General features: G+C 61.0%; 20 protein-coding genes and 1 pseudogene. 9 read left to right on the top strand and 12 right to left on the bottom strand.

The window, feature by feature from the left end:
* Nucleotides 1-186 precede the first annotated feature (186 nt).
* Complete coding sequence (locus HBE63_RS00730; RefSeq protein ID WP_166902433.1) at nt 187-1,170, top strand: hypothetical protein; 984 nt, start codon at nt 187-189, stop codon at nt 1,168-1,170.
* Between the two features lie 409 nt (nt 1,171-1,579).
* Here HBE63_RS00730 and drmB read toward each other — a convergent pair whose 3' ends face one another.
* From drmB to HBE63_RS00705, 5 genes are read right to left on the bottom strand one after another with little or no spacing between them, the layout of a single operon-like run.
* Entirely contained in the window at nt 1,580-3,442 is a 1,863-nt protein-coding gene (gene drmB, locus HBE63_RS00725) for a DUF1998 domain-containing protein (RefSeq protein WP_243858418.1), read from the bottom strand.
* Between the two features lie 49 nt (nt 3,443-3,491).
* Nucleotides 3,492-6,911, bottom strand: a complete 3,420-nt coding sequence (locus HBE63_RS00720) for a helicase-related protein (protein WP_243858416.1) — start codon at nt 6,909-6,911, stop codon at nt 3,492-3,494.
* Nucleotides 6,912-6,946: 35 nt separating this feature from the next.
* Nucleotides 6,947-8,650: a nuclease-related domain-containing DEAD/DEAH box helicase gene (locus HBE63_RS00715; RefSeq protein WP_208301270.1), complete on the bottom strand. Its 1,704-nt coding sequence runs from the start codon at nt 8,648-8,650 to the stop codon at nt 6,947-6,949.
* Nucleotides 8,638-10,152 (bottom strand): hypothetical protein, encoded by a 1,515-nt coding sequence (locus tag HBE63_RS00710; protein ID WP_166902426.1) that lies wholly within the window; start codon nt 10,150-10,152, stop codon nt 8,638-8,640. Before HBE63_RS00710 ends, HBE63_RS00715 begins: the two co-directional genes overlap by 13 nt.
* Complete coding sequence (locus tag HBE63_RS00705) at nt 10,149-11,084, bottom strand: hypothetical protein (protein WP_243858414.1); 936 nt, start codon at nt 11,082-11,084, stop codon at nt 10,149-10,151. Before HBE63_RS00705 ends, HBE63_RS00710 begins: the two co-directional genes overlap by 4 nt.
* Before the next feature lie 275 nt (nt 11,085-11,359).
* On the opposite strand from HBE63_RS00705, the gene HBE63_RS00700 reads away from it, so the two are divergent.
* Nucleotides 11,360-12,271 (top strand): NaeI family type II restriction endonuclease, encoded by a 912-nt coding sequence (locus HBE63_RS00700; RefSeq protein ID WP_166902424.1) that lies wholly within the window; start codon nt 11,360-11,362, stop codon nt 12,269-12,271.
* A gap of 17 nt (nt 12,272-12,288) precedes the next feature.
* Here HBE63_RS00700 and HBE63_RS00695 read toward each other — a convergent pair whose 3' ends face one another.
* Nucleotides 12,289-12,660 carry a very short patch repair endonuclease gene (locus HBE63_RS00695; protein WP_243858807.1) on the bottom strand — a complete coding sequence of 124 codons (372 nt, stop codon included), beginning with the start codon at nt 12,658-12,660 and terminating at the stop codon, nt 12,289-12,291.
* 166 nt (nt 12,661-12,826) lie between these two features.
* Here HBE63_RS00695 and HBE63_RS00690 point away from each other — a divergent pair, with 166 nt between their 5' ends.
* Both HBE63_RS00690 and HBE63_RS00685 read left to right on the top strand, forming a co-directional pair.
* Nucleotides 12,827-13,810 (top strand): DNA cytosine methyltransferase, encoded by a 984-nt coding sequence (locus HBE63_RS00690; protein ID WP_166902422.1) that lies wholly within the window; start codon nt 12,827-12,829, stop codon nt 13,808-13,810.
* A 368-nt stretch (nt 13,811-14,178) separates the two neighbouring features.
* Complete coding sequence (locus tag HBE63_RS00685) at nt 14,179-15,342, top strand: restriction endonuclease (protein ID WP_208301269.1); 1,164 nt, start codon at nt 14,179-14,181, stop codon at nt 15,340-15,342.
* Between the two features lie 128 nt (nt 15,343-15,470).
* Here HBE63_RS00685 and HBE63_RS00680 read toward each other — a convergent pair.
* Both HBE63_RS00680 and HBE63_RS00675 read right to left on the bottom strand, forming a co-directional pair.
* Nucleotides 15,471-15,875 (bottom strand): annotated as a pseudogene (locus HBE63_RS00680) (acetoacetate decarboxylase); the annotation flags it as partial.
* A 16-nt stretch (nt 15,876-15,891) separates the two neighbouring features.
* Nucleotides 15,892-16,674 (bottom strand): hypothetical protein, encoded by a 783-nt coding sequence (locus tag HBE63_RS00675; RefSeq protein WP_243858412.1) that lies wholly within the window; start codon nt 16,672-16,674, stop codon nt 15,892-15,894.
* A 300-nt stretch (nt 16,675-16,974) separates the two neighbouring features.
* On the opposite strand from HBE63_RS00675, the gene HBE63_RS00670 reads away from it, so the two are divergent.
* Genes HBE63_RS00670 through HBE63_RS00660 form a run of 3 tightly spaced genes read left to right on the top strand, consistent with a single transcriptional unit; the run spans nt 16,975 to nt 18,910 of the window.
* Nucleotides 16,975-17,271 (top strand): hypothetical protein, encoded by a 297-nt coding sequence (locus tag HBE63_RS00670; protein WP_166902420.1) that lies wholly within the window; start codon nt 16,975-16,977, stop codon nt 17,269-17,271.
* Nucleotide 17,272: 1 nt separating this feature from the next.
* A complete protein-coding gene (locus HBE63_RS00665; protein WP_166902418.1) occupies nt 17,273-18,397 on the top strand; it encodes a hypothetical protein in 1,125 nt (374 codons plus the stop codon).
* Between the two features lie 18 nt (nt 18,398-18,415).
* Nucleotides 18,416-18,910, top strand: coding sequence for a hypothetical protein (locus HBE63_RS00660; RefSeq protein WP_166902416.1), 495 nt, complete (start codon nt 18,416-18,418; stop codon nt 18,908-18,910).
* Here HBE63_RS00660 and HBE63_RS00655 read toward each other — a convergent pair.
* Nucleotides 18,899-19,216 (bottom strand): hypothetical protein, encoded by a 318-nt coding sequence (locus HBE63_RS00655; protein ID WP_166902414.1) that lies wholly within the window; start codon nt 19,214-19,216, stop codon nt 18,899-18,901. The two genes, HBE63_RS00660 and HBE63_RS00655, sit on opposite strands and share 12 nt — an antisense overlap.
* A 316-nt stretch (nt 19,217-19,532) precedes the next feature.
* Here HBE63_RS00655 and HBE63_RS00650 point away from each other — a divergent pair, with 316 nt between their 5' ends.
* Nucleotides 19,533-20,822: a DUF2786 domain-containing protein gene (locus HBE63_RS00650; protein WP_166902412.1), complete on the top strand. Its 1,290-nt coding sequence runs from the start codon at nt 19,533-19,535 to the stop codon at nt 20,820-20,822.
* A gap of 230 nt (nt 20,823-21,052) precedes the next feature.
* On the opposite strand, the gene HBE63_RS00645 is transcribed toward HBE63_RS00650, so the two are convergent.
* Nucleotides 21,053-21,436 carry a hypothetical protein gene (locus HBE63_RS00645; protein ID WP_166902411.1) on the bottom strand — a complete coding sequence of 128 codons (384 nt, stop codon included), beginning with the start codon at nt 21,434-21,436 and terminating at the stop codon, nt 21,053-21,055.
* Nucleotides 21,437-21,647: 211 nt separating this feature from the next.
* On the opposite strand from HBE63_RS00645, the gene HBE63_RS00640 reads away from it, so the two are divergent.
* Entirely contained in the window at nt 21,648-22,625 is a 978-nt protein-coding gene (locus HBE63_RS00640) for a hypothetical protein (RefSeq protein WP_166902409.1), read from the top strand.
* Between the two features lie 190 nt (nt 22,626-22,815).
* Here the strand turns inward: HBE63_RS00640 and HBE63_RS00635 are convergent, their stop codons facing one another.
* Both HBE63_RS00635 and HBE63_RS00630 read right to left on the bottom strand, forming a co-directional pair.
* Entirely contained in the window at nt 22,816-24,501 is a 1,686-nt protein-coding gene (locus HBE63_RS00635) for an alpha-glucosidase (RefSeq protein WP_166902408.1), read from the bottom strand.
* Nucleotides 24,498-25,496 (bottom strand): glycosyltransferase family 4 protein, encoded by a 999-nt coding sequence (locus HBE63_RS00630; RefSeq protein ID WP_208301267.1) that lies wholly within the window; start codon nt 25,494-25,496, stop codon nt 24,498-24,500. The genes HBE63_RS00635 and HBE63_RS00630 overlap by 4 nt, the downstream gene beginning before the upstream one ends.
* Nucleotides 25,497-25,557 lie beyond the last annotated feature (61 nt).

Here is a 25,557-nt window from a genome sequence, read left to right as displayed (position 1 = left end):
GCTGCACGATCAGGTGACAGTTCCGGTCATGCGACCTGACTGGCCGGTGCGGTGCTTCGAATTCGATCGGGGCCACCGCCGATCCAGGAGTTTGTTTCGTTCTGTACCTGTGCACTCGCGTCCACGGGAACAGGATGAGACGACGGCGTGACGGCTGTCATGGAGCGACAGCCTACGATTCTGGCTGTGACGGGGATTGATGGGTCAGTCGAGATCGCGCATGAACTCGACCGGCTCAGCCAGAGCAGTGTTGTCGCGGAACACGCACCGCGATCCAAAGCGCTGTATGCCTACCTAGCCCGCGGTATGCAGGAGGGCGGCGACGTCTCTGGAGCGCCCAGCCACGAGTTCATGGATATCACCAACAGGCTTATCGAGAAACTCGGCATCTGGTGGTCACCACAGGGCTACAGCCAGTTACCGGTAATCGTGCCTTGGTGTGTCCGGGACCGCTCCTGCAGATACGACCAAGGTCCAGAGTCGTGGGGCGCGCCCCGCGACGACGGCTACCTTCGGGACGACAACTCGATCATCAAGAAGCTTCCGCTCACGTGCGTAGTGTCAGCCCCGCTCGACCATCCCTATCGCGATCGCAAGCCGTGGCGCGGATTCACCGCCTGCCATATCTGGCGGGACATGCCCGACAGAACACTTGCTGGTGCAGACCCGTGGCTGTACTCGTTCATGCCAAACCTGATTTGGCTACCGTCGTGGTTGTCTCCGCTCACAGACCGCCAGTCGTCGGAGGTACAGCGCACACTGCAGCGGACGAGCATGGCACTCTTTCGCGAAGCCCAGGTGCCGTCGCAGTTGCAGTCGTACGCCGAATACGGGTGGTCAAAGCTGCACGAACCTCCACCTGGCTACGTATTGCCGGTTGAACGATTGGCAATGTTCGATCCTCATGAAAAGTTCTTTCGCAACAGGATCAACTATCTCGACAAGATGGTTGCCGGTACCCAGGCCGTACTAACGTGTGGCAGCCTCCCTGCAAAACTAATCTGCAGTCGCTACACCGTTGGACTACCACAGCTAGATAGCGCAGCGATCTTCGAATTTGGCACAGCCATGAAGGACTACCGCGACGCCGTCGTAAACGCCTCTTCCGCGCGCCATCGGCATGATCTGCCGGGGGTCGCGAAGCGGGAGCCGAGAGCCGTCAAGCCGTGAACGCCAAGCACGCGGGGCAGGTGCGGAAACGATTCGCCGAACTTGATGGTCAATGGCCGAATAGGTGACCTTGAGGGGAGCCTGTCGCCAACCAACCCCGCTCCGCCCAGGCGAACTCTGCTGGGCTGAGGTGACTTCAAGCACGAGCACAACCACCGACACCGTCACTCAGCACCGGGCTGCCGAACACCCGCCGAGTACGCCGCGGCATGCAGGTGCTCCCGCACCCCGGTGGCCTGCGAGATCAACTGAATCCGGATCAAACAAACCCGACTCTAAGACCGGGTGGACTCAACAACGGGCACTCACCACCTCCTCAGCGTCCAAACCCACCACTGCACGCGATCCCCAAATCGACGCCCGGCAAAGACTACTCGCGATTCTCGGCACGTGCGGCAGCCGCCCGCAGCTAGCTGAAGTCCGAGAAGTATCCGAGCGTCGGATCATCAAACGTTCCAATAACCAGCCCGCGATCCAGAAACCGGTTGAATTCCTCGCAACTGGTTTCGGGCAACAGTGAGCATCCATGGCACGCGGCGAGGTTGCATGAATCCGGTCCCTGGCCCCTTTGGCCTGCGTCCATACAGACTGGGTCGGTCGAACACCAACGTGCGTCGTTGAGCGCTGCAGTGAAAATCGGCCGAAGATGATCTCTCCGAGCCATTCGAACGAGCCCGCCCATTGTGCCTTCAGAATCGCCAGCAGCCGTGTAGATCAGCAGCCCCGCCATCGTGCGTGGGGCGTCGCGCGATACATATAGGCGTTCACGAAGTGACGCCGAGCTGTAGCCGCATGTGAAGACAAGTTCGTTAATTAGCAGGTGAGCCAGCGTATGCAGCATAACCATGCGCGGGCTGATGTCGCGGGGTCGCCCTCCACGGTCAGATATCACCTTCCCGTATTGAGCTCCGATTTGATCAACCCGTTGCTGAACATCCCCTCGGGACTCCCAACGAATGAGGTTGTCTGCGTCCAGCTCGAGATAGATGCCTTCACCCCTGACTACGTACGCCGGCAGCCAGTCCCTATCCGGTTCGAGGGGGTGGCGACGCAGGAGCGCCTTTCCGACCGGAACCTTGAGATCGCTGTCGCGACCGCGCGTGAACCCGCGCATGGCACGAGTTTCTTGCAGGACCGTCACACTGCGGACACGCTCGACGTGCGAACGAAGGTCCGGGGGAACGCCCGGGTCTGACGCGCGAAGAGCGTCGTCGTCAGGCGTCTCGCGGATCATCTTGAACTCGGGATACCTCCAGATATCGAGATCTTCCGAGTCTTCATCGCCTTCAGTCGCGTTCACTTCCCCGATCCCGTACCGGTCTCTATAGGCGTCAACCAGTTCGGCGTCGGAATGAGAGTCGAACAGTTCGCCAGGCAACTGCATACGAATCTGCGCTGCTGTGGCGTCAGCACCAACGAAGGCATGTACGGCGTCAAGTACGGGACTCACATCCGGGCGCTCAAGAAGCGTCCGCATCGCACCGCTAACCGCACCGATCTTCTGAGGCAGGAAGATTGACGATTCCACCCGCGGGAAGTAGACGTTCCCTGCCGCACGGAGCGCACCTCGTACCGGCTGGTCGCAGGTCCCGCTCAATTCATGCAACCAGGGGCGTGCACCGGTGCAAAAATACGGCGCACTCTTATCGAGCTCCTGAGTGAGAACTGTGGACTCATTACCATCTTTGTCCCGGCGGCCAGCCATCGTGACTCCCATCAGCGTGCGAGTCGCGCCACAGCCTTGCCGCTCGTCCCTTTGGTTCTTGGCATCGTAGCCACAACGGACTACTTGGCCCTCCAGGCCTCCAGCCCCAGTTGACACCAACCGCAACGTACCGCTGCAATTGGGAGTTGCAGTGCGATGCACCCACTCCCGAAACGGAAAGTCATCAAGGTGTCCAGCCTCGCAAATTGCGACAAACGGCACCTGGGACATCTTCGGCCCCTTGCCCTTACCGCCGATATGGGCTGGGTCTTCGCATCGCACCGCATCTTGGAAACTAAGCGGTACTGTCTTCAGTCTCTTGCAGTACATGCAGAATGCGTAGCGGGGAAAGCGCAAGGCAGGTACCGAGAGTTTAGTATTGCGTCGATCGTCGCCAAAGCCAGGCCTGTAGTCGGGCGGCAACCGGAATTCCTTGACCTTCAGGCGCGATTCGAGCCGCCAGTCGTGGACTACGAAATCCTGAAGGACGAGGTCCTGGTTGTCGCGGGGAAACCAATGGTCAAGGCCGGCTGTGATTACGGACGTTCCGTCGACGAGGACACTCATTGCGCCCACGCCGAATGGAGTCACGAGCTGAGCCCGCCTCATGTTCCCGCTAGTCATCGTTAGGCACCGCCTCTCGATTGTCATCGATGTACGCGTACGTAACCCGCACTTGGCATTCGGCGTCCACACTGCGCATACTCATCGGCGTATCCCAGGTCACCGTCTTGTTGTTGGGATCGGCTAGCTCGCCTGCTGGGCGCATGAGCCCGTTAAGAGGGTCACCGTTGAAGTACTTGGTTGCGGCCCAAGCAGTCCGCTCGCCAGTTCGCCACTCTCTTGAGCGTTGTTTAACCCAGTGATCGAATATCGGAAGTTCCTCTGGATCAACGAGTTCGGCTCGCATCCTCAGTAAGGCTATCGCTTCGTCGAAGGCTTTCTGCGGGAAAGGGTCTGGCGTTAAGTTCGGCGATACCTGGCGCATCCGCGAGATTGCCGCTGCATGTAGCGCTCGCTTAAGCACCGGCTCAGCGAACGAGGTCACCGACGTCGGTTCGACTTGAGCGTAGAGGCGTTGATGGTATGTGCGGAAGCGTTCATAGTGGCTTCGGTCGCGGGGCTTGTTGGCACCGTAGATGGTTAGCACAAGCCCAGGCGCCTTGGGGTTGCGTCCGACGCGACCACTGACTTGAATGTACTGCGCAGTCGTCTTGGGTTGACCGACGATTGTCATCAACCCCAAGCGGTCGATGTCCACGCCGACCTCAATGATGTTGGATGCAAGGCAGATATCAATGCAGTCGGCACTGGGGAGAGTGACCTCAAGCTCTTCAATCGCTTTCGGAATCTCATCACTCCTCCGGCGAGACGTGAGCTCCATCGTGTTGCTGGGCCAGCGTGGTGTGATCCCATCACGTCGCTGCACTCCGACTAAATAGTCTGGAATATCTGAAGCCAGCAGCGAAACCGTATTACCAAGCTCGCGCAGGCTATTCAGGAAGTTGAGGTTGGTCCAGTAACCGTCTCGATCCGCGGGATCTGGAATCGTCTGCGCAGCTTGCAAAGTGGCGCATGCAACTCGAACCTGGACGGTTTGCGTGGAGCCCAGTGATGAGCTCATTACGCCGACGTAACGGCGCCCTGGGGCACGTGTGCCATCTGGCAGTGTTGCTGGTTCGGCGAAGAATGAGTGGCCCTCTTCCAGTCCATGGGGCGGAAACAATGCGACTTCGTTGCGGCCGAACAATCCCATGATCTGGTCTTCGTATCGTCGCGCCGTAGCGGTCGACGCGATGATCTTTGCGGGCAGCGTCACTCCGTCGCGCCGGTCCGTTGTGAGATCGTCGATGACGGGTTCGTACAGCCCTACCATCGAGCCGAGTGGTCCCGAGATCAGGTGTAGCTCATCCTGGATAATCAAACCAGGAGGGGAAAAAACCCTTTCGCCATGGCTATTCAGACCAAAGAGCGATCCAGCGTCTGGCTGCCACGCCATTGTTGCGAACTTATCGACGGTACCAATCACTATCGATGGCCGGGTATCGTAGATATCTTCGTCGACGACGTGCACAGGCAGGCTCTTCTTGCCCCCACCGTATCGGCAGAGATCGTCGATACAGCGAAAGACAATCTTGTTCCCACTCCTGACGTAACCGGGAGTGTCTTGCCCTTTCGCCTTTCGGACTGGCCCCATCTTGGTGCCACACCACGGGCATTTGAGGAGGAGGAACTGGTTTGGCGCGTAGTAGTCGCGCTGTAGCGTCTTGAGACTTTTGTCGGCGGCAGTCCATCTATTTGGTGTCGACTCACCGCCTAGCCATACACCGATCCCGAAAGGCGCTGTCCCAAGCTCATTTTCAAGTTTGGATCGCATATCCTCCAAGACACAAATCAGTGAGGATGCGCGAATGAACTGCTGCGCTGTCAGTAGGCGGAGGGTGTACCGCATGAGTGTGTCCGTGCCCGCGTCGGCCTTATCGCGTAATCGCCTGGCGAGCAGCGAGATTGCCGAAGCACCAAGATATGCCTCGGTTTTTCCGCCGCCCGTAGGGAAGAAAATCAGATCGACGAGGGTGCGACGGTGATGACTTGGGTCGATCAACTCCGGCAGACTCGCCAGGACGAAAGCGATCTGAAACGCGCGCCAGCGTCCTGATCTTTCATCGGGCTGGGGGTCGGGATGCGCGCCTTCCGGACGGTACACCTTGTCCTTACCGAAGATAAGGGCCCTGAGCGGCAACCGCGATCTGAGTTGTTGGTAGAGCATCGCCTGATTAGCTAGCCGGAATGCGCGAGTTGCAAGTGGGTTGGAGCCTACGAGCTGCCAGCCTTCTTCCATTCGATCGAGCGCTGTATCGCAAAGATCCATATGTCGCGTTGCGGCGGCGTGATACCGCTCAGGAAGGTCCGTGACCGACGATCGACGATCGACGATCCACTGCCGGTAGAGCGACAGCACTGTCTCGATCTGCTCCCGTCCGGTATCTGATCCCGCCGCGAGCTCTTCCATGCTGACGCTGACTGGCGTGCGCGCGCCGTTTCGATCGTCATAGACATCCGGGGTCAGACTGACAACCTCATAAGCAGGCAATGATTCTGCTGCGACGCGTTGAACAAACGGCGAAGTGGTGCCGGAGTCGACAACGGAATCCCACTCAGCTGCACAGCCATGCCCGATCGCGAATGTACGCTGATACCGGTAGAGGAGTGCAATGGAATTTTCTTCGATATCGCTATCGGCCTGCTCGATATCCGGATAGGGCTCGATCCGCAGGCCATTTTCCGCCGTAGCTGTGAACGCCACCTGGAAGAATGCAGAATTGGGCCCGGTGCCCAGGACGTTGTTAACGACCGCAAGTGTCACGAGCCGCAGATCGGGGTCCGATTCATTTGGGACGGTACGGGTAAAGGCTGTCACCGACGGCTGAATCCGCGGCGGAATCTTCGGTTCTAGAACCACGGGAGTCATAGTCGGGGCCGTCCGCTTCTTATCCTGAAGCAGCGCATCTGCCGAGACCGACCCCTCGATTGCAAATGGGCGTCGCACATGCCAGTTCATTGGAGGCTTTTCGGGCGCAGTTACTGAAACTTTGTCGTAGTAAGCGCCGGTCACAAGTACCTTCAACGAGCTGCCTTCGGGCACTCGGACTTTGAACGAGATCGCCATGGCGGACGGACGACGCCGGTTCGCATCAGATAGGTCGAAGTCGTCGGAATCGGCATACGTGTGTCCGCCACGGACCTTCTCCTCTGGCGGGGGGTGGTCGATATCGCCCTCGTTAGCCGAGACCCCGGGGATGATGAGAGGCTCACTTGCTGACCCAGAATCAGGGGTTCCGCCGCTATAGAGAACGCCAACGCCGTACCTGCGCAATGGATCGGAGCGGGTGAGTATCTCCTCCGCCGTGTCACGATCATGGAACTGCCCCTCACATTCTTCCTTCGATTGAAATTGAAGGGCAAGGTTGGCGCAATCAACGGGCTTGCCGGCCGGCTCATCTCCTGGAGCTGGGCCAAACAGCTCACGACGCACTGCGGCCTCTACAGTCGCCCGCGCCCCTACACCGCTCACAGTTTGCCCTCCAAGCCTGCTAATCCGGTACTTGCCTCGACCAAACCGTAGAGCCTGTCGGTTGCACGCGTTAGCCCCACATAGAGAAGCGATTCGAAGTTTGGCACTGAGTCGCGATCGAGGTCCGTGACGATAACCGCCGGCGCTTCAAGGCCTTTGAAGGCATGGATCGTCGAGTAACGGAGCTCACCCCGATTACTCGATCGCCCATCAGTCGGCTTGAGCACTTGACGCAACCAGGTGTCAGTTGTTGACGCCGCGACCGATTCGCTTCCAAGCGGGCTTAACACCACAATCTCGTTCAGCTCGTAGTTGTCGCCCCGCAGCGCTTGTACTGCCTCGCGGAGTCGCTGCGACTGATCATCGCCACGCCGGTACTTCAACCACACCGGATTGAATCCATCGTCATCGCGCCGAAAGTGTTGGTAGCCAGGCTTCAACCCGCTGAAGATGTTGACGCTATAGCCGATGCGCGGGAGATTCCGGCAGTTCATTACAAGCCTGTTTGTCGGAAGATGCGGTATTCGCGCATCCACGAGGGCGCGGCCGGTCCCTCCATCGAATATTGCTTGGCGCTCGAAATCGCCAAACATCAACACGCGCCCGGCCCGGAGCCCTCCCTTGACCATCAGGTCAAGCACATCGAGGTAAGAATCGTTCAGCACATCCTGAACCTCGTCGATGATGAGGAAATCACCTTGAGCTTCATCGCCTGCGTTGATCAGGGATTCGAGTGCTTGCGCGGGCAGGAAGTGAGTCCAGAAATCAGCATCTGGTTCGGTCGGAGCTGAAATACCCGCGAGGTCGAGCAATTGACTGTGAAAGGTGCCTACTGTCAACGCTGCATCATCAGGCATGTCTGCCTTCAGGCGTTGACCGAGGAATCGGTTGAAGCAGAGGAGCCTGCCCCGGTTGCCCATGGCGATCTCGCGTCGAGCTGCCTCCATCGCCAGCAGCGTCTTGCCTGAGCCCGCTGGTCCAGTGAAGAGCACGCGTTTGTTGTCCGCCATGGAGTCGAGAGCTTGATATTGCTCCTCGACGAAACGGATCAAGTCCTTCTCGCGGGCATTGCGCATATCGCCGGCGACCACTCCGACTTCGAAACTCGGTCGAAGCAACATCGCGATCCGCTTAGCCGTTTCGATGTCGGGGCCTACGCCGCCGTAGCTGAAGCCGTGAAACTTCTCGTCGAGATGCGCTGTGCCCGCCGCAAGCGTGCGGCGAATGGCTGCGATTGGGCTCCGCTTGAGATCCTCAGAATCGAGAATCTCCCAATCGTGCCATTCGGCTGAGCTAGGCAGTGTCGACCGAGCACGCACCGCCGTGAACCACGCCGCGCTCACTACAGGTAATGATCGAAGCTCGACTTGCTTGCGCGCCAGGAAGTTACGGATCGAATGCTTGGCCTGGCTTGCCTGCTTGATTGGGCCCCGTGTTTCGGACTTGTTTCCGAGATGCCAGACTCCATCATCGAAGTGTATGTACTCATGCGACTTGACCTCGATGACGAGGACTCCCAACTCAGGGGCGATGATGACAAAGTCAGCCTCACCTTCGGGGTTCTTGACGTGGTGTGCAATCCCGACGGAGTGCAGCACGATCCAGTCACCTGTGTCACCACTCTCCGCGAGCGCGCGGTAAAGGGCCTTCTCACCAGGGGGTGCGTCGTCGGGAAAATACGCGGGGATCATTCGAGCCATTTCGCACCTTCGTCGGGGAACGGGATCCTGGTCTGACTGCGGAGAACGATCTCAGTGAACGGTGCTCGGGCGATAACCCGAGTGACTATCATGCTGCGAAAGCCCTCACGGTGTAGGTCGAGTCGTAGGAAGCCATCTCGCTCCAACGCGTTCAGATCGGACTGGCTGGCTGCGCTCTCAAGTTCCTTACGAAGGTCTGCGATCGCACGATAGAGCCCTCGCCGGAGTGTGACGGCGTTAGTGAACGTCGGCTCTTGTGGTATTCCAAGCCAATCCAGCACGACACTGAGGCTTGCCTCACGCTTTGGACAGATCAGTGTCGGGTCGATCCAAGCGCGCACCCTGCTGGCTTCCTTTATGCCGCGGGATCTCAGTGCAGATGCGACTCGGTCAGCTCCATCCCTTTCCAAGCGTTGTGCGAGCGCGTGCTTCCATTCCAGCTGCGTAGTCAGCATGCCAGCGGCCCGGTCACCCGCACCTGCGACTGCAGCGTCATACATGGCACCGCGCTCAGTCGCGCCTTCACGAAGTACGAGGTAGGTGCCGGGCCGAACCCCGCCAACCGCCTCGTAACTGACTCGATCCCCTTCGGGTTGGCAAGGGTCGAGAGAGCGGATCCGTTCGCCGTCATCGAGCCAGAGGCGAAATCCGCCACAGAGGAGAATCTTTCGGGCCTCGACCTCGTCGCTTGCAGGCTCGCGGTCCTCAGACTGACGCGAACCCCACACGGGTGCTGGAAAGAAGTTGTCCACAAGTGGTGGATCGGTGTCCGTCGATTCTGTGGGTTGTTCGATATCGCCAACCGGACGCACTCTTGTACGGATTCTCGATTGGCCGGTATAGCCAGTGAGTGCCGAGGCCGGAAGAGCGGTGTTCGAATACCACGCGGGCATCATGAATGTGACCGCTTCTGTGGCCGGCGCGGAGATGATGGCGGCAGGGAAGCAGTTGGGGGGACCGACCACATACGTCTGTTCCACCTCATCGGCAATGCGGTCGTACTCACCTGGCGCCACAATCGCGACATCATGGCCGTGGAGCCACTCAGCGACAGCGGCACGCGTAGATCGCTTGTTTGTAACGACAACACATCTGTCGACGCCTACTTCGTGTATTGACTGCAACAGCACCGCGCCCACAGGCGAATCAGTCTCGCCCACATGGACTGCGGCGTTTGCGATTTCGATGACTAATGCAGTGTCATTCACTACGTTTCGCAGCCCATCGGCTTCACGCTGAACAGCGTCGACAATCTCCCGAAGACCGGGACTGAGCGCGTTCGGTTGCGGCTGCAAGAGACGGCGCCAGCGAACAGCATTGGCTGCTCGTAGCAGTGGTTGCCAAATATCGCTGTAGGCATCGTCAATAGTCACCTGCGCTTTACGCACCGCGGCGTTGAGCTGCGCACCGGCTGGGTCGCCGACAGAAAAAATGTCGACGCCGCCCCGAAGCACAGCACGGCATGCAGCATATCGACTGATCACCCGGTGAATTCGACTCATAGCGCGACGGTGAAGGCTAGTGCTTCGACACCAGGCGGCGATTGCCAACGGAAAGCGCTCACATCTACAGGCTGGCTATTCGCTACGCGAGCCTGAACGACCAGCTCGGCCGCTGAATCGTCCGCTACTGATCGGTCGATGATGCATACAACTATCGGCACCGTGATCTCGTCAAGATACTTAATTGCTCCATAGCGATCGAGAATGACTGCTAGGCAATCGGGTGGGATCGGGTCGATCTCACGCAGTCGAGCAGAGGAGATCACGGTCGTAGCCCAAGTCGCGGCCTTTGGGACGTTTGGCAGCACGTAATTCGACAGCGGCGCAATATCATCGGCGGCGCTACTACTGCCAATCAATGCAGCGAAGTCATCAAGTAGCCACTTCGTAGTACCGACTATCGCTAGATCCGTTGGAGGCGAGGCTATTCGTTGTCTCCAGGTGTCCACGGCCGCCGTCAATTGCGCCAGGTACCCAGGTGTCGGCACGTCGCCGATGACCGATTCGCAGATGCCGGGTATCTCAGCTACGGCTTCGACAGACGACAGCACCAGTGTTCTGCCGCCGGTAATCACACGGGCAGGCGTGCGGGACTCATTAAGCGAGGTGAATCTGCCGGAGACTACTTTGTCGTGGGTAACAGCTCTGAGAAACGCGCCTTGCTCGGTGCTGCGAAAGGTAGTGATCGGTTCTGTGAGGTTTGGCGCTGGCGCAGACAGCATCCATCCCGCACCAACAAGCGCGGCAGCGTAATCTCGGCGAGGCAATGAGATCGCGACAACTAGCTGACGGCCGTCGAGCTTGCCAAGATAACGCCGGAGCAACGAACCGAGACTTATGAGTGCACCGATAAACGCATCGCAGCCGGGAGCCTCGCTAGCGCTGTCAGCAATCCCCAGCATCACTTTCGGACGTCGGTCATCAACCGGCACGGTTGCGTTTACCCCCAGCATCGTGGTTCTCGAATCCTGCTACTGCGGCCGATGTTAAGGCACACCACCGACAGAAACAGCTCTTCTGGAGAGTTTGGCGGCCGCCCTGGCTGACTTGCTGGCTGCAAGTGAATACTGACCGGCGCGCGGCGAATGAAAATTGGCCAGCTGCCTGGAGCAACCTGGCTATCAGTCCACGGAGGAACGCGATTGGTGGGAGTGGAGGACTGGGCAGAGATCGCCCGTGTCCCGACACCTCCGGTAGATTCCCGCGGGTGACCGAGGATTCGCATGTCGATTCGGCAGTTGAAGAAGTTGCAGCAGAGATCCTGCGCCTCGACCCAACCGGAGCTCGATGGGGAGCAGTCCTGCGGCATACCTACGACATGATCTACAACGGCCCTGAAACGGGAAGATTTCGCTGGTCAGAGCTGGCGAAGACCGAGAGGACACATTTCGGCACCGTCTTCGAGATCAATGCCCAGCGTGAGTTCGGCTTCAACGATGGCAAAACGACCGACTACCGCATCGCAGGTCATCAAGTCGACGCTAAGTGGAGTCAAACCGATGGTGGCTGGATGCTCCCACCGGAGGTCTTCGATGAGATCGCATTGGTCGCTACCGGGAGCGACCCCGACGCACGATTCTCACTCGGGCTCATTCGTGTCGCCGAGGCGTATCGACGCGAAGGGTCCAACCGTGACAAGAAGAGCTCGTTGAATCCTATTGGGCGCCAAGCAATCAAATGGCTGTGGCGGGACGCTCCCATGCCAGCAAGCATATTGTTGCAACTGCCAGACGACGTGGTGGCACACATCTTCGACAACCGTTATGGCACACAACGAGTTAATCGATTGTTCCGCGCAACCGAAGGCCGACTCGTTCACCGCAACACCGTTCGGACCGTGGCGATGCAGCTGGACGATCAGAAGCGGGTGCGCACGAACGGCGGCGCCCGCAGTGCGTTAAAGCCGGAGGGCTACATCATCTTGAGCAGCTACCATGCTCACCTGGCCAGGGCGCTCGGCGTTCCGGAGCCAGACGATAAGCACTACATTTCGGTTCGCGTGACGGCCGGAAGCGGCAAAGATCCGCTGATCCAGGGATGCCACTGGAGACGAGCAATCCCCAATGACCCACAATGCGAGGCACCCATATTGCCCGAGCGAGGTGTGAGGGAGGAATAGTCCCATAACCGACGAGTTCACCCCGACAGTATTTGACTGACGGCGTCGGCCACCGCGTCAGCAGGGTCGTGCGCCCAAAACCGGAGGACCATCCAGCCCGCGGACTCCAGCGCTCCGGTCTGTTCACGATCCCGTTTGACGTTGCGCTCCAGCTTCGGCGACCAATATTCACCATTCACTTTCGGCCGTTGACCGTGCTCTGGGCAGCAATGCCAGAAACATCCGTCCACGAAGACAGCGACTTTGCGTTTTGTGAAGACGATGTCGGGTCGGATGAGCCGCCCGTCGATGCGGACCGGGAAATCCTTGCGGAATCGGTAGCCAAGGCGATGGAGCTCCGACCGCAGGGCGATCTCTGGCTTGGTATCAACACGACGTATGGCCGCCATGTTGCGTGACCGGCCCGGCGATGTCGTGTAACCGGGCCGCGTCGGCGTGGGTGCGCCACCTTTGGCCATCACGCGACTAATCTACGACGGTGCTAGCACTTGTCGGTGGCGTGAGTCATGATCGAGTCAAATCGAACATAGATTCGATACCTGACGGAGGTAACCGATGACGAATACACTCAGCTGCCTAGAAATCTGCGCAGGAGCCGGCGGACAGTCCCTTGGCTTAGAGCGAGCCGGTTTCGCACACGAACTAGCGGTAGAGATCGAGCCTGAACCGTGCGAAACCCTGCGGATCAACCGGCCGCAGTGGAAGGTCCACGAGGGAGACGTACGCGAGATAGACGGCCTTCCGTACCGTGGCATCGACCTACTCGCGGGCGGCGTGCCCTGCCCACCGTTCTCGATCGCGGGCAAGCAACTCGGCAAGGACGACGAGCGAGACCTTTTCCCGGAAGCCCTGCGGCTGGTCTCCGAAGCTAAGCCAACTGCTGTAATGCTTGAGAATGTTCGGGGCCTGTCTACTGCAAAATTTGACGGCTACCGCCAATCGGTCCTGGACAAGTTGGCTTCGATGGGGTACCGCGCAGATTGGCAAGTGCTGAACGCAAGCGACTTTGGCGTCCCTCAGCTGCGGCCACGATTTATCCTCGTTGCAGTCAAGGATAACTACTTCGAGAGCTTCCATTGGCCCACGCCGCTTGCCAAGACCACGACTGTCGGCGAAATTCTCAAACCACTGATGGCACGTGACGGCTGGCCCGGCGCGGCCGCCTGGGCGAAGAAGGCTAACGATGTGGGCCCGACGATTGTGGGGGGTTCGCGGAAACATGGCGGGCCAGACCTGGGCCCGACTCGGGCGCGTGCGGCGTGGCTGGCGCTCGGCGTCGACGGCAGAGGCCTAGCGAACGTCGGGCCCGACGCCACCACACCGTTGCATCACGTTCCGCGGTTAACTCTTGAAATGGCTGCGGCCATCCAGGGGTTCCCGAGGGATTGGATGTTCTACGGCCGAAAGACCGCCGCATACAGGCAAATTGGCAATGCATTCCCGCCGCCCGTTGCTGCGGCCGTCGGCCAGAGTATCGCCCGAGCACTTTTTGGGCGGCGAGCCAAGTCTCGAAGCTCAATGGTGGCGCGTAGCGCTTGAGAAGCGCTAGGCAGGCCGGAGTGCCGTCCAGCGCCGGGGTGATTCATACACGAGGTATGGAGCACTCTGGCAACTGGGCACGTTCCGTCCTGCCTCAAGAATTGCCAATGCTTGGTCCGACACCGCGAGACATACCGTTATGTGCCGGCCAACGAGCGCCTAACTTATGTTGAGGTAGAACCCAACTACCAGCGTCGGAGGTGGCTTTGTGTCCGAGAAAGTTCCATTCGGTGAACTTGCGGCGGCTGACCTCGTCTTGGACCGTGTCTATTCAGGAGGTACTCAGGGCCACGCCGGAGACGATGCGATCGGAAAGCTCCTGCCCGTTGGCAACCAAGGCGGGTTTCGCTTCAAAGGAAGCGTCGTGAATGGGGCCGTGCGGCTTGTGGTGCTATAACACCTCCGGGGCCGAAGTTGACTGGCCCGACCACATCGAGCCAACGACGGGCGATTTCACCTACTACGGCGATAACCGGAAACCGGTTAAGGATCTTCACGAAACTCCGCGAGGTGGAAACCTGTTGCTGCGGAACATTTTCGCCGCATCCCGTGCTGGTGCAGATGAACGACTCAAAGTGCCGCCCGTGTTCCTATTTGAAAAAGTCAGTGGCCGCGACGTTATGTTCCGTGGACTGCTAGCGCCTGGGTCTCCACGATTGACGAGTGACGAAGAACTCGTTGCCGTATGGCGCACCACGCGTGACCTCCGGTTCCAGAATTATCGTTCCCACTTCACCGTGCTCCAGACACCGATCGTCCGCCGCGAATGGATCAATGAGATCGTCGCGGGAAATCCACTCGGGGCCGCATGCCCCGTCGAGTGGCGGTCCTGGGTCAAGGCCCGGATCTACCAGGCCCTCGAAGCGCCACGAAACCTCGTGGTGCGCAGTAAACAAGAACAACAGCCAAAATCTGGTGACGTGTGGTTGATGCGCGCAGTCCACCAGTACTTCGCCGAGGCCCCAGTCGAGTTTGAACACTTCGCGGCAGACATGTGGCTCAACTCCGATCCGCATGTTGCATCAGTCGAAGTGACACGGCCCAGTCGCGACGGCGGGCGGGACGCCATCGGAGAATTCCGCATTGGCCCGGATGAGGATCCGGTCCGGCTGCAGTTCGCCCTTGAGGCGAAGTGCTACGACCCCGACGGTGGCGGTGTCGGCGTCAAGTTGGTGAGTCGGCTGATCGCGCGGATTAAGCATCGAGAATTCGGGGTCTTTGTCACCACAGCCTTCATTGCCGCTCAGGCCTACCAAGAAGTACGAGAGGACCAGCACCCAATCGTCTTCATTACAGGCAGAGACCTGGTTGCGGTCTTGCGGAGAATGGGTTTGTCCGACGAGAAATCGCTTGCTGCATACCTTTCGACGCAACATCCATTGGCTCCGTCAGCGCGTCAGGTGGGGGCCGTAGATGTCGCAGTGCCCAATGAACCGATCGCCTTTGACAGTGCACCAGCGATGCACGCCAAACACGGGCAGCCAGAGGGCGCATGTGCCAACCAGTCCTCCTCCATTGTCGATCACAAATGATCGACAATGGAACCCGCGCAAGGTCACCTGTAACGCGGCGAGTTTCCCGACGTCACGTCGGTGGTCCGACATCGTCAAGAACTTTGACGAGCGTCAAAAGCCCATACCAGGTGCCCACCTCGGACCGATCAGTCTCGCACCGACACTGGTACCGGCATGTGCAGGCTGAGTTGGCCTTCGGTGACGACATCGAGCTGGATGGTCTTGAGCGGTTTGAGTGCCCGCACGTCATCAGCCATGCGCCCCTGCCCGACCTGTAGGTCCACACCGCGAGGGAACCGTGCCGTCCCGGCCGACAGCACGTTGGTGTGCCTCAGCGTGGAGTGCCAGGCACCGCCCATGGATGTGTAGGACGTGAGGGTCGAAACCCGCTCCCCCGTCGCATACTTCGACTGATGTGGGGTGACAGCAGAGAGCGCCAGGTCCACCCCGCCGGCATCATTCGCCACGCGACCGACCGTCCGATCTGAGTCGATCGACACATCCAGCTCAGTCACCCACTTTGGGAACCCATACCCGTCATCCCCACGGACAGCCAGGGTGGTAGCGCTACTTGAGATCGAACTGTCCGTCGCGCAACCGCTCTGACGCCCGCGAGTCCATCAGCTCCGCGCGGTCTGCTGGGTGTCGCCAGTAGTGCCGCACCATCCAGTAGAGCGGCACGCCCGTCGGGACATAGATGCTCAGGCCACCGATGACCTTCTCGCTGCCATCGCGTAGGCACAGCACCACCGACCTGCCGGCCGTCTTGCCATCCTTGGTCTCCGAATGATCCTTGATGTCGACAATGTCATCCCATTCCACCGCCCTGGTCTTGATGACATCGGCGATCTCAATCATTGCCGGGCTGAATTTGAGGTATCCGACTCCTCCGCGCCGCACCCAGCTGATGAGGCCGATGACCGCGAACACGACAACTGCTATGAACAGCGCAGGCGAGAAGATTTGGAGCCCTCGCGACATGGGAATGTCGATCGCGCCACGCGGGATGAAGAACGCGAGCAGCAGTGCCGACGGGCTGATCACCGCGAGGCCTGTCAGATACAGCATGCTGAACCGCTTATCCGGCCACACGGTGAACCCGGTTGCGTCGCTGGAGGTCCGCGTCCGCGTCTGGCCCGCCGCCGCCAGCAACAGCGCCGCCATCATCAGGACTGGAAACGTGACGAATCCGAAAATCAAAACCGTCGTCAAGTAGTTGCCGCGCAGGCCGGCAAGGATCCCCCGGACAACGAAGTAGGCCATCCCCACAGACACGACCAGTCCCGCCCACCACGCGTGCTTGCCGGCTTTGGCCCAGTTCGCTGGTTCGGGGAGGTTCAGTTCGGACACAAAGCCTCCCCGACAAACTCGCCCATTTCGATCCCACCGAAACCTCCGGCAAGGCCACCTGCAGCGGCGAATACCGGGACGGCAACTGGCGCAAACGGACCCGTCATGAGGCCCAACGCCGCACCTCCTTCTGCCATAGCCCAGCCCCCCCGCCACCGCCAGCGGCACCCGCGACCAGTGCGATGCCACCGCGGTCGCCGCAGTCAGTGCCGGACCACCGTACTTCCTCGTCAAATACGCCCAGACCATCGGGACAGCAGATAGCCCTAACCAGCACCCCGCTGTCCTACAGTGTCCTCCGTGGGGGAAGCCATCAAAGTTGACGACGCTGGGTTGCACCAGCTCGCCGACGCACAAGACACCGCAGCAACCGTCCTGACCGGCACCACCGCTCCCCCAGCTACCAGATCGTCCGTCTCGGCCAGCACGATAGCGGTCGAGCAGGGCCACGGCCTGATCACCGCCGCCGCATCCATCCTGGCCACCCGCACGAGGGCGACCGGGGCAAAAGTGCGTACCGCCGCCGATTCCTACGTCAGCACCGACGGTAACTCGGCACTGCGCATCGCCGACATCGGCCAGACCGTACAGGTCTGACATGCCCGCCCTCAACGGGTTCACTAGTCCGACGCGCACGGATATCGAAGCCTTCGACGTCCCGCACCTGGAGTCCGCCGACACCCACTGGACCACAACAGCGAAACTCTGGGAATCCACTTTCGAGTCCCTGCACACCCAGACCCTCTCGCCTGGCGGCACTGCATGGACAGGAGATGGAGCGGACGCCGCAGCCGACCGCGCGTGGGGCGATGTGGTCAAGGTGCGTTCTGCGGTCGACTGCCTGCAAACCGCCGCTTCCGCCGCCCGTCATGGCGCCGGTGAAATCGTCTGGGCTAAAGCCCAGGTCCTCGACGCCATCGAAGAAGCTCAGATGGCCGGGTTCACTGTGGAGCAGGATTTCTCGGTCACCGACCGGTCATGGAGTCCGCTGATGCGCGGATTCGAGGCCCGACAGGCCCGAGCCACCGCCTTCGCGACTGAAATCACCTCCCGAGTACAGAAACTCGTGAACATCGACGGTGAGGTCGCCGCCAAAATCACCACCGCACTCGCCCCACTAGACGAACTCACGTTCCACGAAAACGGCACGGTGCAGGCGGTCACCTTCAAGACCGCACCTGCTCCCGACGACCCGCGACTCATGACCAAGGAACAGGCACTAGCGGCGTGGGACAAGCTGAACCTCGACATCGCTTCCTACAACGGCAGGTGTTCCGTAGCAATCGTCGGGCCACTCCCAGTACCCCAATACAACGCCTGCCTCGCCGAGAGAGAATCCCTCGACATTCAGCAAGCCGCGCTACGAGCTAGACTCGCCGACTTCGGCATCTACCCCGATGGCGCGCTTCCCGGAAACTCAGGACATCCGAGGCCTGAGACTGTTGCGGGTCCCGGAAATGAGTCCTTGCCCGCTGTCCCACCGGGAGCCGCGGGAACAGTCACTGATAACGGCAAAGGCATGGTCTATGACATCCCTCCCGGGAGTCGGGTATTAGACCCACGAGTGGTCCGAGTTCGCGTCATGGACCCAGTAACCACTGGCAACTACCAGTATCCGAACGGATACGTATCCTACGAAAATAGCGCAGGCCAGGCAGTCAATCCGATCACAGGCCAGACAATCAGCCGCGCAGACCCGTACTGGCACATCCCTTTAGGTTAGGACTGAAGTATGCCGACGTTGGATGATTTATTCTTCCTTGAGCCGCTAGTGACCAACGGCACCGTCACACCTGATCCGTTGTCGGAAGAAGATGCACTCCTTGAGGCGCAGATTCTTGAAGTAAGGTACGACGGAATTCGGTCCGTACTCGGGGTTGCTTTAGAGATGCGTCTTGCGGAGAGAATTACAGAGACAAGCACCGCACTACTGGTGGCACGCAACGTGATCCACTACTCATGGAATCAAACTGACCGCCGAGGAGAGAGGACCGCCTGGACGATTATCAGCTCAACTCCACTGCGTACAGAATCAGACTTCACGCTTGAATTAAAGACGTCTCCGGGTGGTTCGTTGTCAATCACCACCAATTCGGCATCGCTGTACTCTGTACGGATAAACGGGCTTGAAGGGACAGCACCGCCTGACTATGGCAGCCCAAACTACGCCGCAATACGACGCGGAATAGCGAATTGGACCTCAGACGTGGAGGTGGTCGGGGCCTCACACACCTGAGTCAGCGTCCACGAAGTCGTTGAGCTCGGCGTAGGCCCAGACCGTGACGAAAGCGAAATCCGGTGCTCGTGGAGCATCCGATTCCGCCCGGCACACCGGCGGCATGGCCGCGATGATCGCGTTCAGTTCCATCACTTCGGCGCCCTGGATGACTGGCCGCCAGAACGCGACGGGCTGGCCCTCGTCGACACCGAGTGCCGGCAGAATCCGTCCACGCGCCACCAACTTTCGCGCGAAGTCCGCGATATCGGCGGTGCCGGGCTGGCGCTCTTCACCGGGAGGGCCGAGTCCTCGGCCCACAGACACAGGTCGTCGGTTCGTTTTCCGCCACCACCGGTGGCCGTCACCACAGCCAGTGCGGAAGGGTTGCCGTGCTTCGGACTGTCCACTTCGGTCGCGAAATCACGAAGACTCTGCGCCGCCCTGTCGGTCTGCCAGCCCGGCGTCCGTAACGTGGACACGATGGACGAGCATGACCTGAACCTGCATTTTCGACAGACTTGAATCGCTTCTGCTCGTTGTTTTCGACAGCCGGGACTCGCTGGTGTCGACATCGTGCACGGCGGCGTCGCCCGGGGGCCAGTCGGCCGAACGTGTCGCAGCCGTCCGGCAGTATCCGGGCATGAGCCGCCGCAACCGCCAAAAGCGCGCCGCCAAGCAGAAGAACCGCCGGCGCACGTCGTCCCAACAACAACGCTGGAACCCCGATCCCGAGTACGACCGCGTCGCCATACTCGACCAGCTCATTGCACGGCTGTACCACTGCGCGATGTGTCCCGACCACGACGCGGAATCCCACGCCGCCGAACTGCTCGACGACTGTCGCGGAAATGCGCACGATCTCGACCTGGCCGCCGACGGTGCCATGACCGGCGCCATCAACAAGGCGTGGCAGGCGGGTTGGTCACCGAATGACCTCCACGAGTTCGCTCGTCGCCGTCTCGACGCATCGGCTACCAGCTATCTGGACGAGGCTATCGTCCTCGAGTCCCGGCGCTATCCCGTCACCGCACTGCACCCGCGATGGCGCGCCGAGCTCACCGCGTTGTCCGCGAGGACCGACCACAGCACTCCGCAGATGTGGGACTGGGCTGATCGGCATGCTGTCGACGATCAGGCCGCTATAACGGTCGTGCTGAAGGTGCTGCGACTCCTGGGAACCCTTCCGATCCTGGAACCGTTGCTGCCGTTGCCCGGCGCGCACCAACATTCGTCGGTCGCAGTGAATCCATCTGACGCGAAAGCGCTCAGCCGGGTGCGCGCGCTGCTGGCCAAGGCCGAGGCCACCCAGTTCCCCGAAGAAGCTGAAGCTCTGTCCGCCAAGGCGCAAGAACTGATGAGCAGGTACTCGTTGCACCACGCGATTCGCGATCATGAACGTGGTCGCACGGCGGAGGCCATCGCTCGGCGGATCTGGATCGACAGCCCCTACGTCAGCGCCAAGGCGGCACTGGTGCAGTCCGTGGCGACAGCCAACCGGTGCCGCATGGTGTGCGCGGAGAAGATCGGGTTCGTCGCAGTCATCGGCGCCGACTGCGACCTGGAATTCGTTGAGCTGCTGTCTACTTCACTATTGGTACAAGCCAACCGGGCGATGCTGACCGCTGGACGAGAAACCCGCAACGGACAGGCCCGGACGCGGTCGTTTCGTCAATCATTTCTTCTCTCCTATGCCACACGCGTCGGTGAACGCCTTACCGCGACCTCAGCGACGGTCGCCACGGAAGTGGAACGCGGAACGCTGCTTCCCGTGCTGGCAGCGCGCAGCCAGGCTACCGATGAACTCACCGACCGGCTCTTCCCAGCGACTGTTCCCCGTGAAATGTTGGCCTCCAGCGGCGCTGGATGGGCGGCCGGACGTATTGCAGCAGACCTTGCGCAACTGGAGGTGCGTCGCCCGATCGCGGGGTGATCCTCCATCGACGGGTAGTCCAAGCCACTATCCTCGCCCACGTACTCGCTCACGCGACACCAGTCGACGACGTCATCCCACAGCCACAGCCCACCGGCGGCCAGATGCGCCGGCGCCGGAAACGGAACCACTCAAAGCCGTTCGCCGCGAATCTAATTCCCCACGGCTTGTCGCGTCACACCCATGCGTTCGGTGTCGGTGGTACTCGTGCAGCACGGCTGATCTGACGCTCAGTACAAGGGCGTACCCAGGTTCTGCACCGGTGCCGCCGGCCCGAGGTAGCCCGGCTCGTCGGGCAGCACGGTCTCGGGCCGCACCGGGTACTGCTCCGCACTGACCACCGAATCGTCGACGAAGTAGCCGCCGGAGCAGGAGCTGCTATAGGTGCTGTAGGTGCAGCGGAACGGCACCTGATGCGCAGGAACCCAGATCACTCTGGCCCGCATCCAGCTGCCGTCGGCCAGCATTGGCCCGTCACACAGTGTGCGTAGCTGGCTACCCAAGAATCCCCACGGGACGGACTCGCAACCCGGCGTCGCACTCGCGGCCGGCGCGAACACCATCGACACAGCGGCGGCTACGGCAGCCGCGGACACAGCCAAGGACCTGATCATGTTTCTCTCCTGGTTCAAAGCAACCGGAGATCGTCGCACCAGGCACCGACAAGTCTGTCGCTCGTTGTAGCCGGGGTACCGCCGATCAGAGTTGGTCAAGAAGTCCATCAGCGTCGGCAGGATCCGCCACTGTTCCAGGCTGATGTTCGCGCTCAAGCGTGTCGGTGCCCGGTGCTATTCATATCGGCAGCAATCCGAGATAGGGGTAGTCATGACGCGTAAGGCACCGGTAGAGATCATCGGGGACCGGTTGGTGCTGGGTCCGGTGACCGTGCAGTTTCAGCGGACCCTACGAATCCCCGAGACCGGGCTGCATCCGCTGCCTCCCGGTCTGGGCCGGTTTCCGCTGCGCCGGGTCGCGGACTACCCCGACACCGCACCAGCCGAGTGGCTTTCACGGGGCGGTGTCATGCTGCCGATCTACCAGCGCGAGGCGATGTGGCTGTCGTTCGACGCGTCCCAACCCGCGGCTTTGCAGGTCGGTATCGGCAAGGTCTGCGCGGTCAGCGGTTTGCCCTGGATCGATCACCTCGTCGGCGATCCGCAGAATTATGTAGCGCTACCCGATCAGCCGTGGCTCGACGGCATCAACGCGGGCGACGGATTCATTCGCCAGTTTGTTGCCGCCCCCCTAGGCTCAGGCGCCACTGTCGAAGGACAGGTCACTGGGGAGGAGACGCATGGCGGAGTCCAACTACGGGCCGTCGGTCTGATACCGCAGGCCCTTGACGAGTGGCATGCCGCGCAGACGCTGCGGGTGGAGTGTGGGCCGGCAACGCTGGGGGATGGAATGCTCCCCGCTCCGTCGGCGAGCATGGGACTGGGGGCCGGCGGGCGGATGCGGCAGGAGGTCTACGCCGATGACCGCCCACTGTCCGACTACGACGAGAGCAGCGCCCCGCGGGTCTTCGTCCACTTGTGCTCGGCCGCCCAGTGGACCGCCATCACCGGAGAGCTACCGCCACCGACACCGATCGACCGGGAGGCTTACGTACGCGCAGGTCTGCCGTGGTTCGATTTTTACCACGCCGACGCGAGCGACCTCGCCCCGTCCGAGGCCTTGGCACGCGTCAAGAGTGTCGGCAAAATGCTTGGCACCGAGGAGAACCCGTTTGTGCCCGTCGACCAAGCCACGGTGATCACACTCGGCGGCGATAGCCCCGACGCGGTCGCCGACGGGACGTGGTAGCCGGCCTGAGTTGCATCGGCGTCGAGATGCCGACGCTAGGCAGATGGCTCGTGACCGCGATCTATAACAGTGGTATCGCCGGTGATATCACGATTCGAATCCACTGGCCGTCCCCCTTCCCGGTGCCGATGTGGCCGATGTGACTGCAGTGTTATGGCAAGGACGCTGGAGAGCCGAGGGGCAAAAGCACTTACTCCCCAACAGAGTAGATCCGTGCGTCCCACCCGAGAAGCTCGAGTGACGTCGACGCGACGCCAGTCCCGGGAAGGTTACCGAGCAACAGCTCGGCCGAGGTCCAGTCCGGTCCGATGTCGACTGTCCGCGGCTCGCGGCTGCAATTGGCGATCACCAGGAGCCTGCTATCCGCTGTAATCCGGGTGTAGGCCCAGATCTGCGGGTCGTCTGCCATCAGCGGCGTGAAGTCGCCATCGGCGAAGACGGGCATTTCGTGGCGCAGCCGAATAAGAGCTCGATAGTGCGCGAACACCGAATCCGCTGCACCGGTTTGGGCCTCGGCGTTCAGCCAGCTGTGGTTGGGGTTGACCGGCAGCCACGGCTCACCGGTGCTGAATCCGGCACCCGGTCCCCCATCCCATTGCATGGGCGTGCGGGCGTTGTCGCGGCTCATCTTTGCCAGCCCGGCCAGCGCCGCCGCCGCATCGCCACCCAGATCGACCACGCCGTTGTAGTAGTTGACGGCCTCAAGGTCTTTGTGGTCCTGCGGATTTCGGAATGGATAGTTCGTCATGCCGAGTTCTTCGCCTTGATAGACGAACGGGGTACCGCGCATGCCGTGCAGCACGGTGGCGAGCGCCTTGGCCGAGGCAGCCCGGTACGCGGGGTCGTCGTCGCCGAACCGGGACACCACGCGGGGCTGATCGTGGTTGTTCCAGTACAGGCTGTTCCACCCGGTTTCGGCCAGCGCGGCCTGCCAGCGGTGCAGCGTGGTCTTCAGGGCGATCAGGTCGAGTCCGCGAGGGTCGAACTTGCCCGCAGGTCCCTGGTCGACGGACACATGCTCGAACTGAAAGACCATGTCCAACTCACCCCGGGCCGGATCGGTGTAGAGCCGGGCTTGCTCGGGCGTCACGCCCGGCATCTCACCGACGGTGAGGAACTCGCCGTCACGGTCACCAAACACGTTGCGGGTCATCTCGGCAAGGTAGGCATGCACGCGCGGTCCGTCGACGAATCCGTCGTAGGCGATGACGTACCGCTGCAGCGGATCAGCGGGCACATCGGGGAGCCCGTCGGCCTTGGAGATGAAATTGATGACGTCCATGCGGAAGCCGTCGACCCCGCGGTCCAACCACCACACCATGATGTCCTGGACGGCTTTTCGGACCTGGGCGTTCTCCCAGTTCAGGTCGGGTTGCTTTCGGTCGAACAGGTGCAGGTAGTACTGGCCGGTGTCCGGCTCCCAGGTCCACGCCGGTCCGCTGAAGAACGAGCCCCAGTTGTTCGGTTCAACACCGTCGCGGGCATCGCGCCAGATGTACCAATCCCGCTTGGGGTTGTCCCGTGATGAACGCGATTCGACGAACCACGGGTGCTCGTCGGAGGTGTGGTTGACCACCAGGTCCATCACCAGCTTCATCCCGCGGGCGTGTAGCTGAGCGATCAGCTCGTCGACATCGCCCAACGTCCCGAACAGCGGGTCGATGTCGCGGTAGTCACTGATGTCGTAACCGTTGTCGGCGTGCGGTGAACGGTAGATCGGCGACAACCAGATCACGTCAACGCCGAGCTCGGACAAATAGTCAAGGCGCTCAAGGATTCCGCCCAGATCACCGACCCCGTCGCCGTTCGAGTCGGCGAAGCTGCGTGGATAGATCTGATAGACGACAGCCGATTTCCACCACATCGTGTCGGTCATGTCCCGATGACCTCGCGGTACACGGCCACGTACTTGTCGACCATCGCCGCTACCGTGAAGCGCTCCGCGGTGAGCGCAGCGATCTTCGGACGATCGAGCGTGCCGACCGCCCCGACAGCAGTCACCGCGGCATCGGTGTCCTCGACCAGAAACCCGGTGACACCGTGCCTGATCAGCTCACCCATCGAGCCTCTGTTGTTGGCGATAACCGGTGTGCCACAAGCCATTGCCTCGACCACGCTGTAGCCGAACGGTTCGTCGAAGCCGATCAGGTGCAGCAGGGCGTGCGCGCTGCCCAGCACCTCGGCGCGCGCCGACGTGTCGACGGCACCGAGGTAGCGCACCTGCTCGCCGTCGATGAACGGCTCAACCGCGTCGCGAAAGTACTGCTGGTCCTGAATGATCCCGGCGATGTCGAGCCGGCGCCCACACCGGCGGGCGACCTCGATCGCCTGCGCGGTGCCCTTGTCCGGATGAATCCGGCCGAAGAACAGCAGATGCTCGCCGGGATCCGGATGGACCGCGAACTCCTCGACATCGATGCCGTGGTGAATGGTCGCGGCGTAGTGCAGGTCCGGATGCCGGTCCGCGTCACTGATCGACACGTAAGCGCCTGCGCCGTTGTAGCGCTGGTAGACCGGAACGATCCGGCTCGACGAGAAACCGTGGATCGTGGTCACCACCGGGGTGCTGACCAGATCGCTGTAGGTGAGCGGCAGAAAGTCGAATCCGTTGTGGATCACGTCGAATTCGTCGGCACGCTCGAACACCGAAGCGATGTGTAGGCATTCGGCGACCTTGGCGTCGATCGACTCGTCCTCAGACCAGCCACGCGCAGCTGTCGAGTGCAAGGACGCCGTGGTGATCGAGTCGGCAGTGGCGAACAGGGTGACGTCGTGCCCGGCAGCCACCAACCCCTCGGTGAGTAACGACGCGAACTGCTCCCACGGCCCGTAGTGACGGGGCGGTGTGCGCCACGCGATGGGCGACAACACGGCTACGCGGATGGGGGCGCGGGCCTCGACTCGCGCGGGAGTATCGATCTGCTCAGCCTAC

Source organism: Mycobacterium sp. DL440 (genome assembly GCF_011745145.1).
Lineage (GTDB): Bacteria > Actinomycetota > Actinomycetes > Mycobacteriales > Mycobacteriaceae > Mycobacterium.
This window is presented reverse-complemented; position numbering and strand designations above follow the sequence as displayed.

Excerpts from the sequence above, each read along its gene's own strand:
- drmB (WP_243858418.1), bottom strand. The coding sequence starts at position 3,442 with ATGAGTGTCCTCGTCGACGGAACGTCCGTAATCACAGCCGGCCTTGAC.
- HBE63_RS00715 (WP_208301270.1), bottom strand. The coding sequence starts at position 8,650 with ATGGCTCGAATGATCCCCGCGTATTTTCCCGACGACGCACCCCCTGGT.
- HBE63_RS00710 (WP_166902426.1), bottom strand. The coding sequence starts at position 10,152 with ATGAGTCGAATTCACCGGGTGATCAGTCGATATGCTGCATGCCGTGCT.
- HBE63_RS00695 (WP_243858807.1), bottom strand. The coding sequence starts at position 12,660 with ATGGCGGCCATACGTCGTGTTGATACCAAGCCAGAGATCGCCCTGCGG.
- HBE63_RS00690 (WP_166902422.1), top strand. The coding sequence starts at position 12,827 with ATGACGAATACACTCAGCTGCCTAGAAATCTGCGCAGGAGCCGGCGGA.
- HBE63_RS00685 (WP_208301269.1), top strand. The coding sequence starts at position 14,179 with ATGGGGCCGTGCGGCTTGTGGTGCTATAACACCTCCGGGGCCGAAGTT.
- HBE63_RS00665 (WP_166902418.1), top strand. The coding sequence starts at position 17,273 with ATGCCCGCCCTCAACGGGTTCACTAGTCCGACGCGCACGGATATCGAA.
- HBE63_RS00650 (WP_166902412.1), top strand. The coding sequence starts at position 19,533 with ATGAGCCGCCGCAACCGCCAAAAGCGCGCCGCCAAGCAGAAGAACCGC.
- HBE63_RS00645 (WP_166902411.1), bottom strand. The coding sequence starts at position 21,436 with ATGATCAGGTCCTTGGCTGTGTCCGCGGCTGCCGTAGCCGCCGCTGTG.
- HBE63_RS00640 (WP_166902409.1), top strand. The coding sequence starts at position 21,648 with ATGACGCGTAAGGCACCGGTAGAGATCATCGGGGACCGGTTGGTGCTG.
- HBE63_RS00635 (WP_166902408.1), bottom strand. The coding sequence starts at position 24,501 with ATGACCGACACGATGTGGTGGAAATCGGCTGTCGTCTATCAGATCTAT.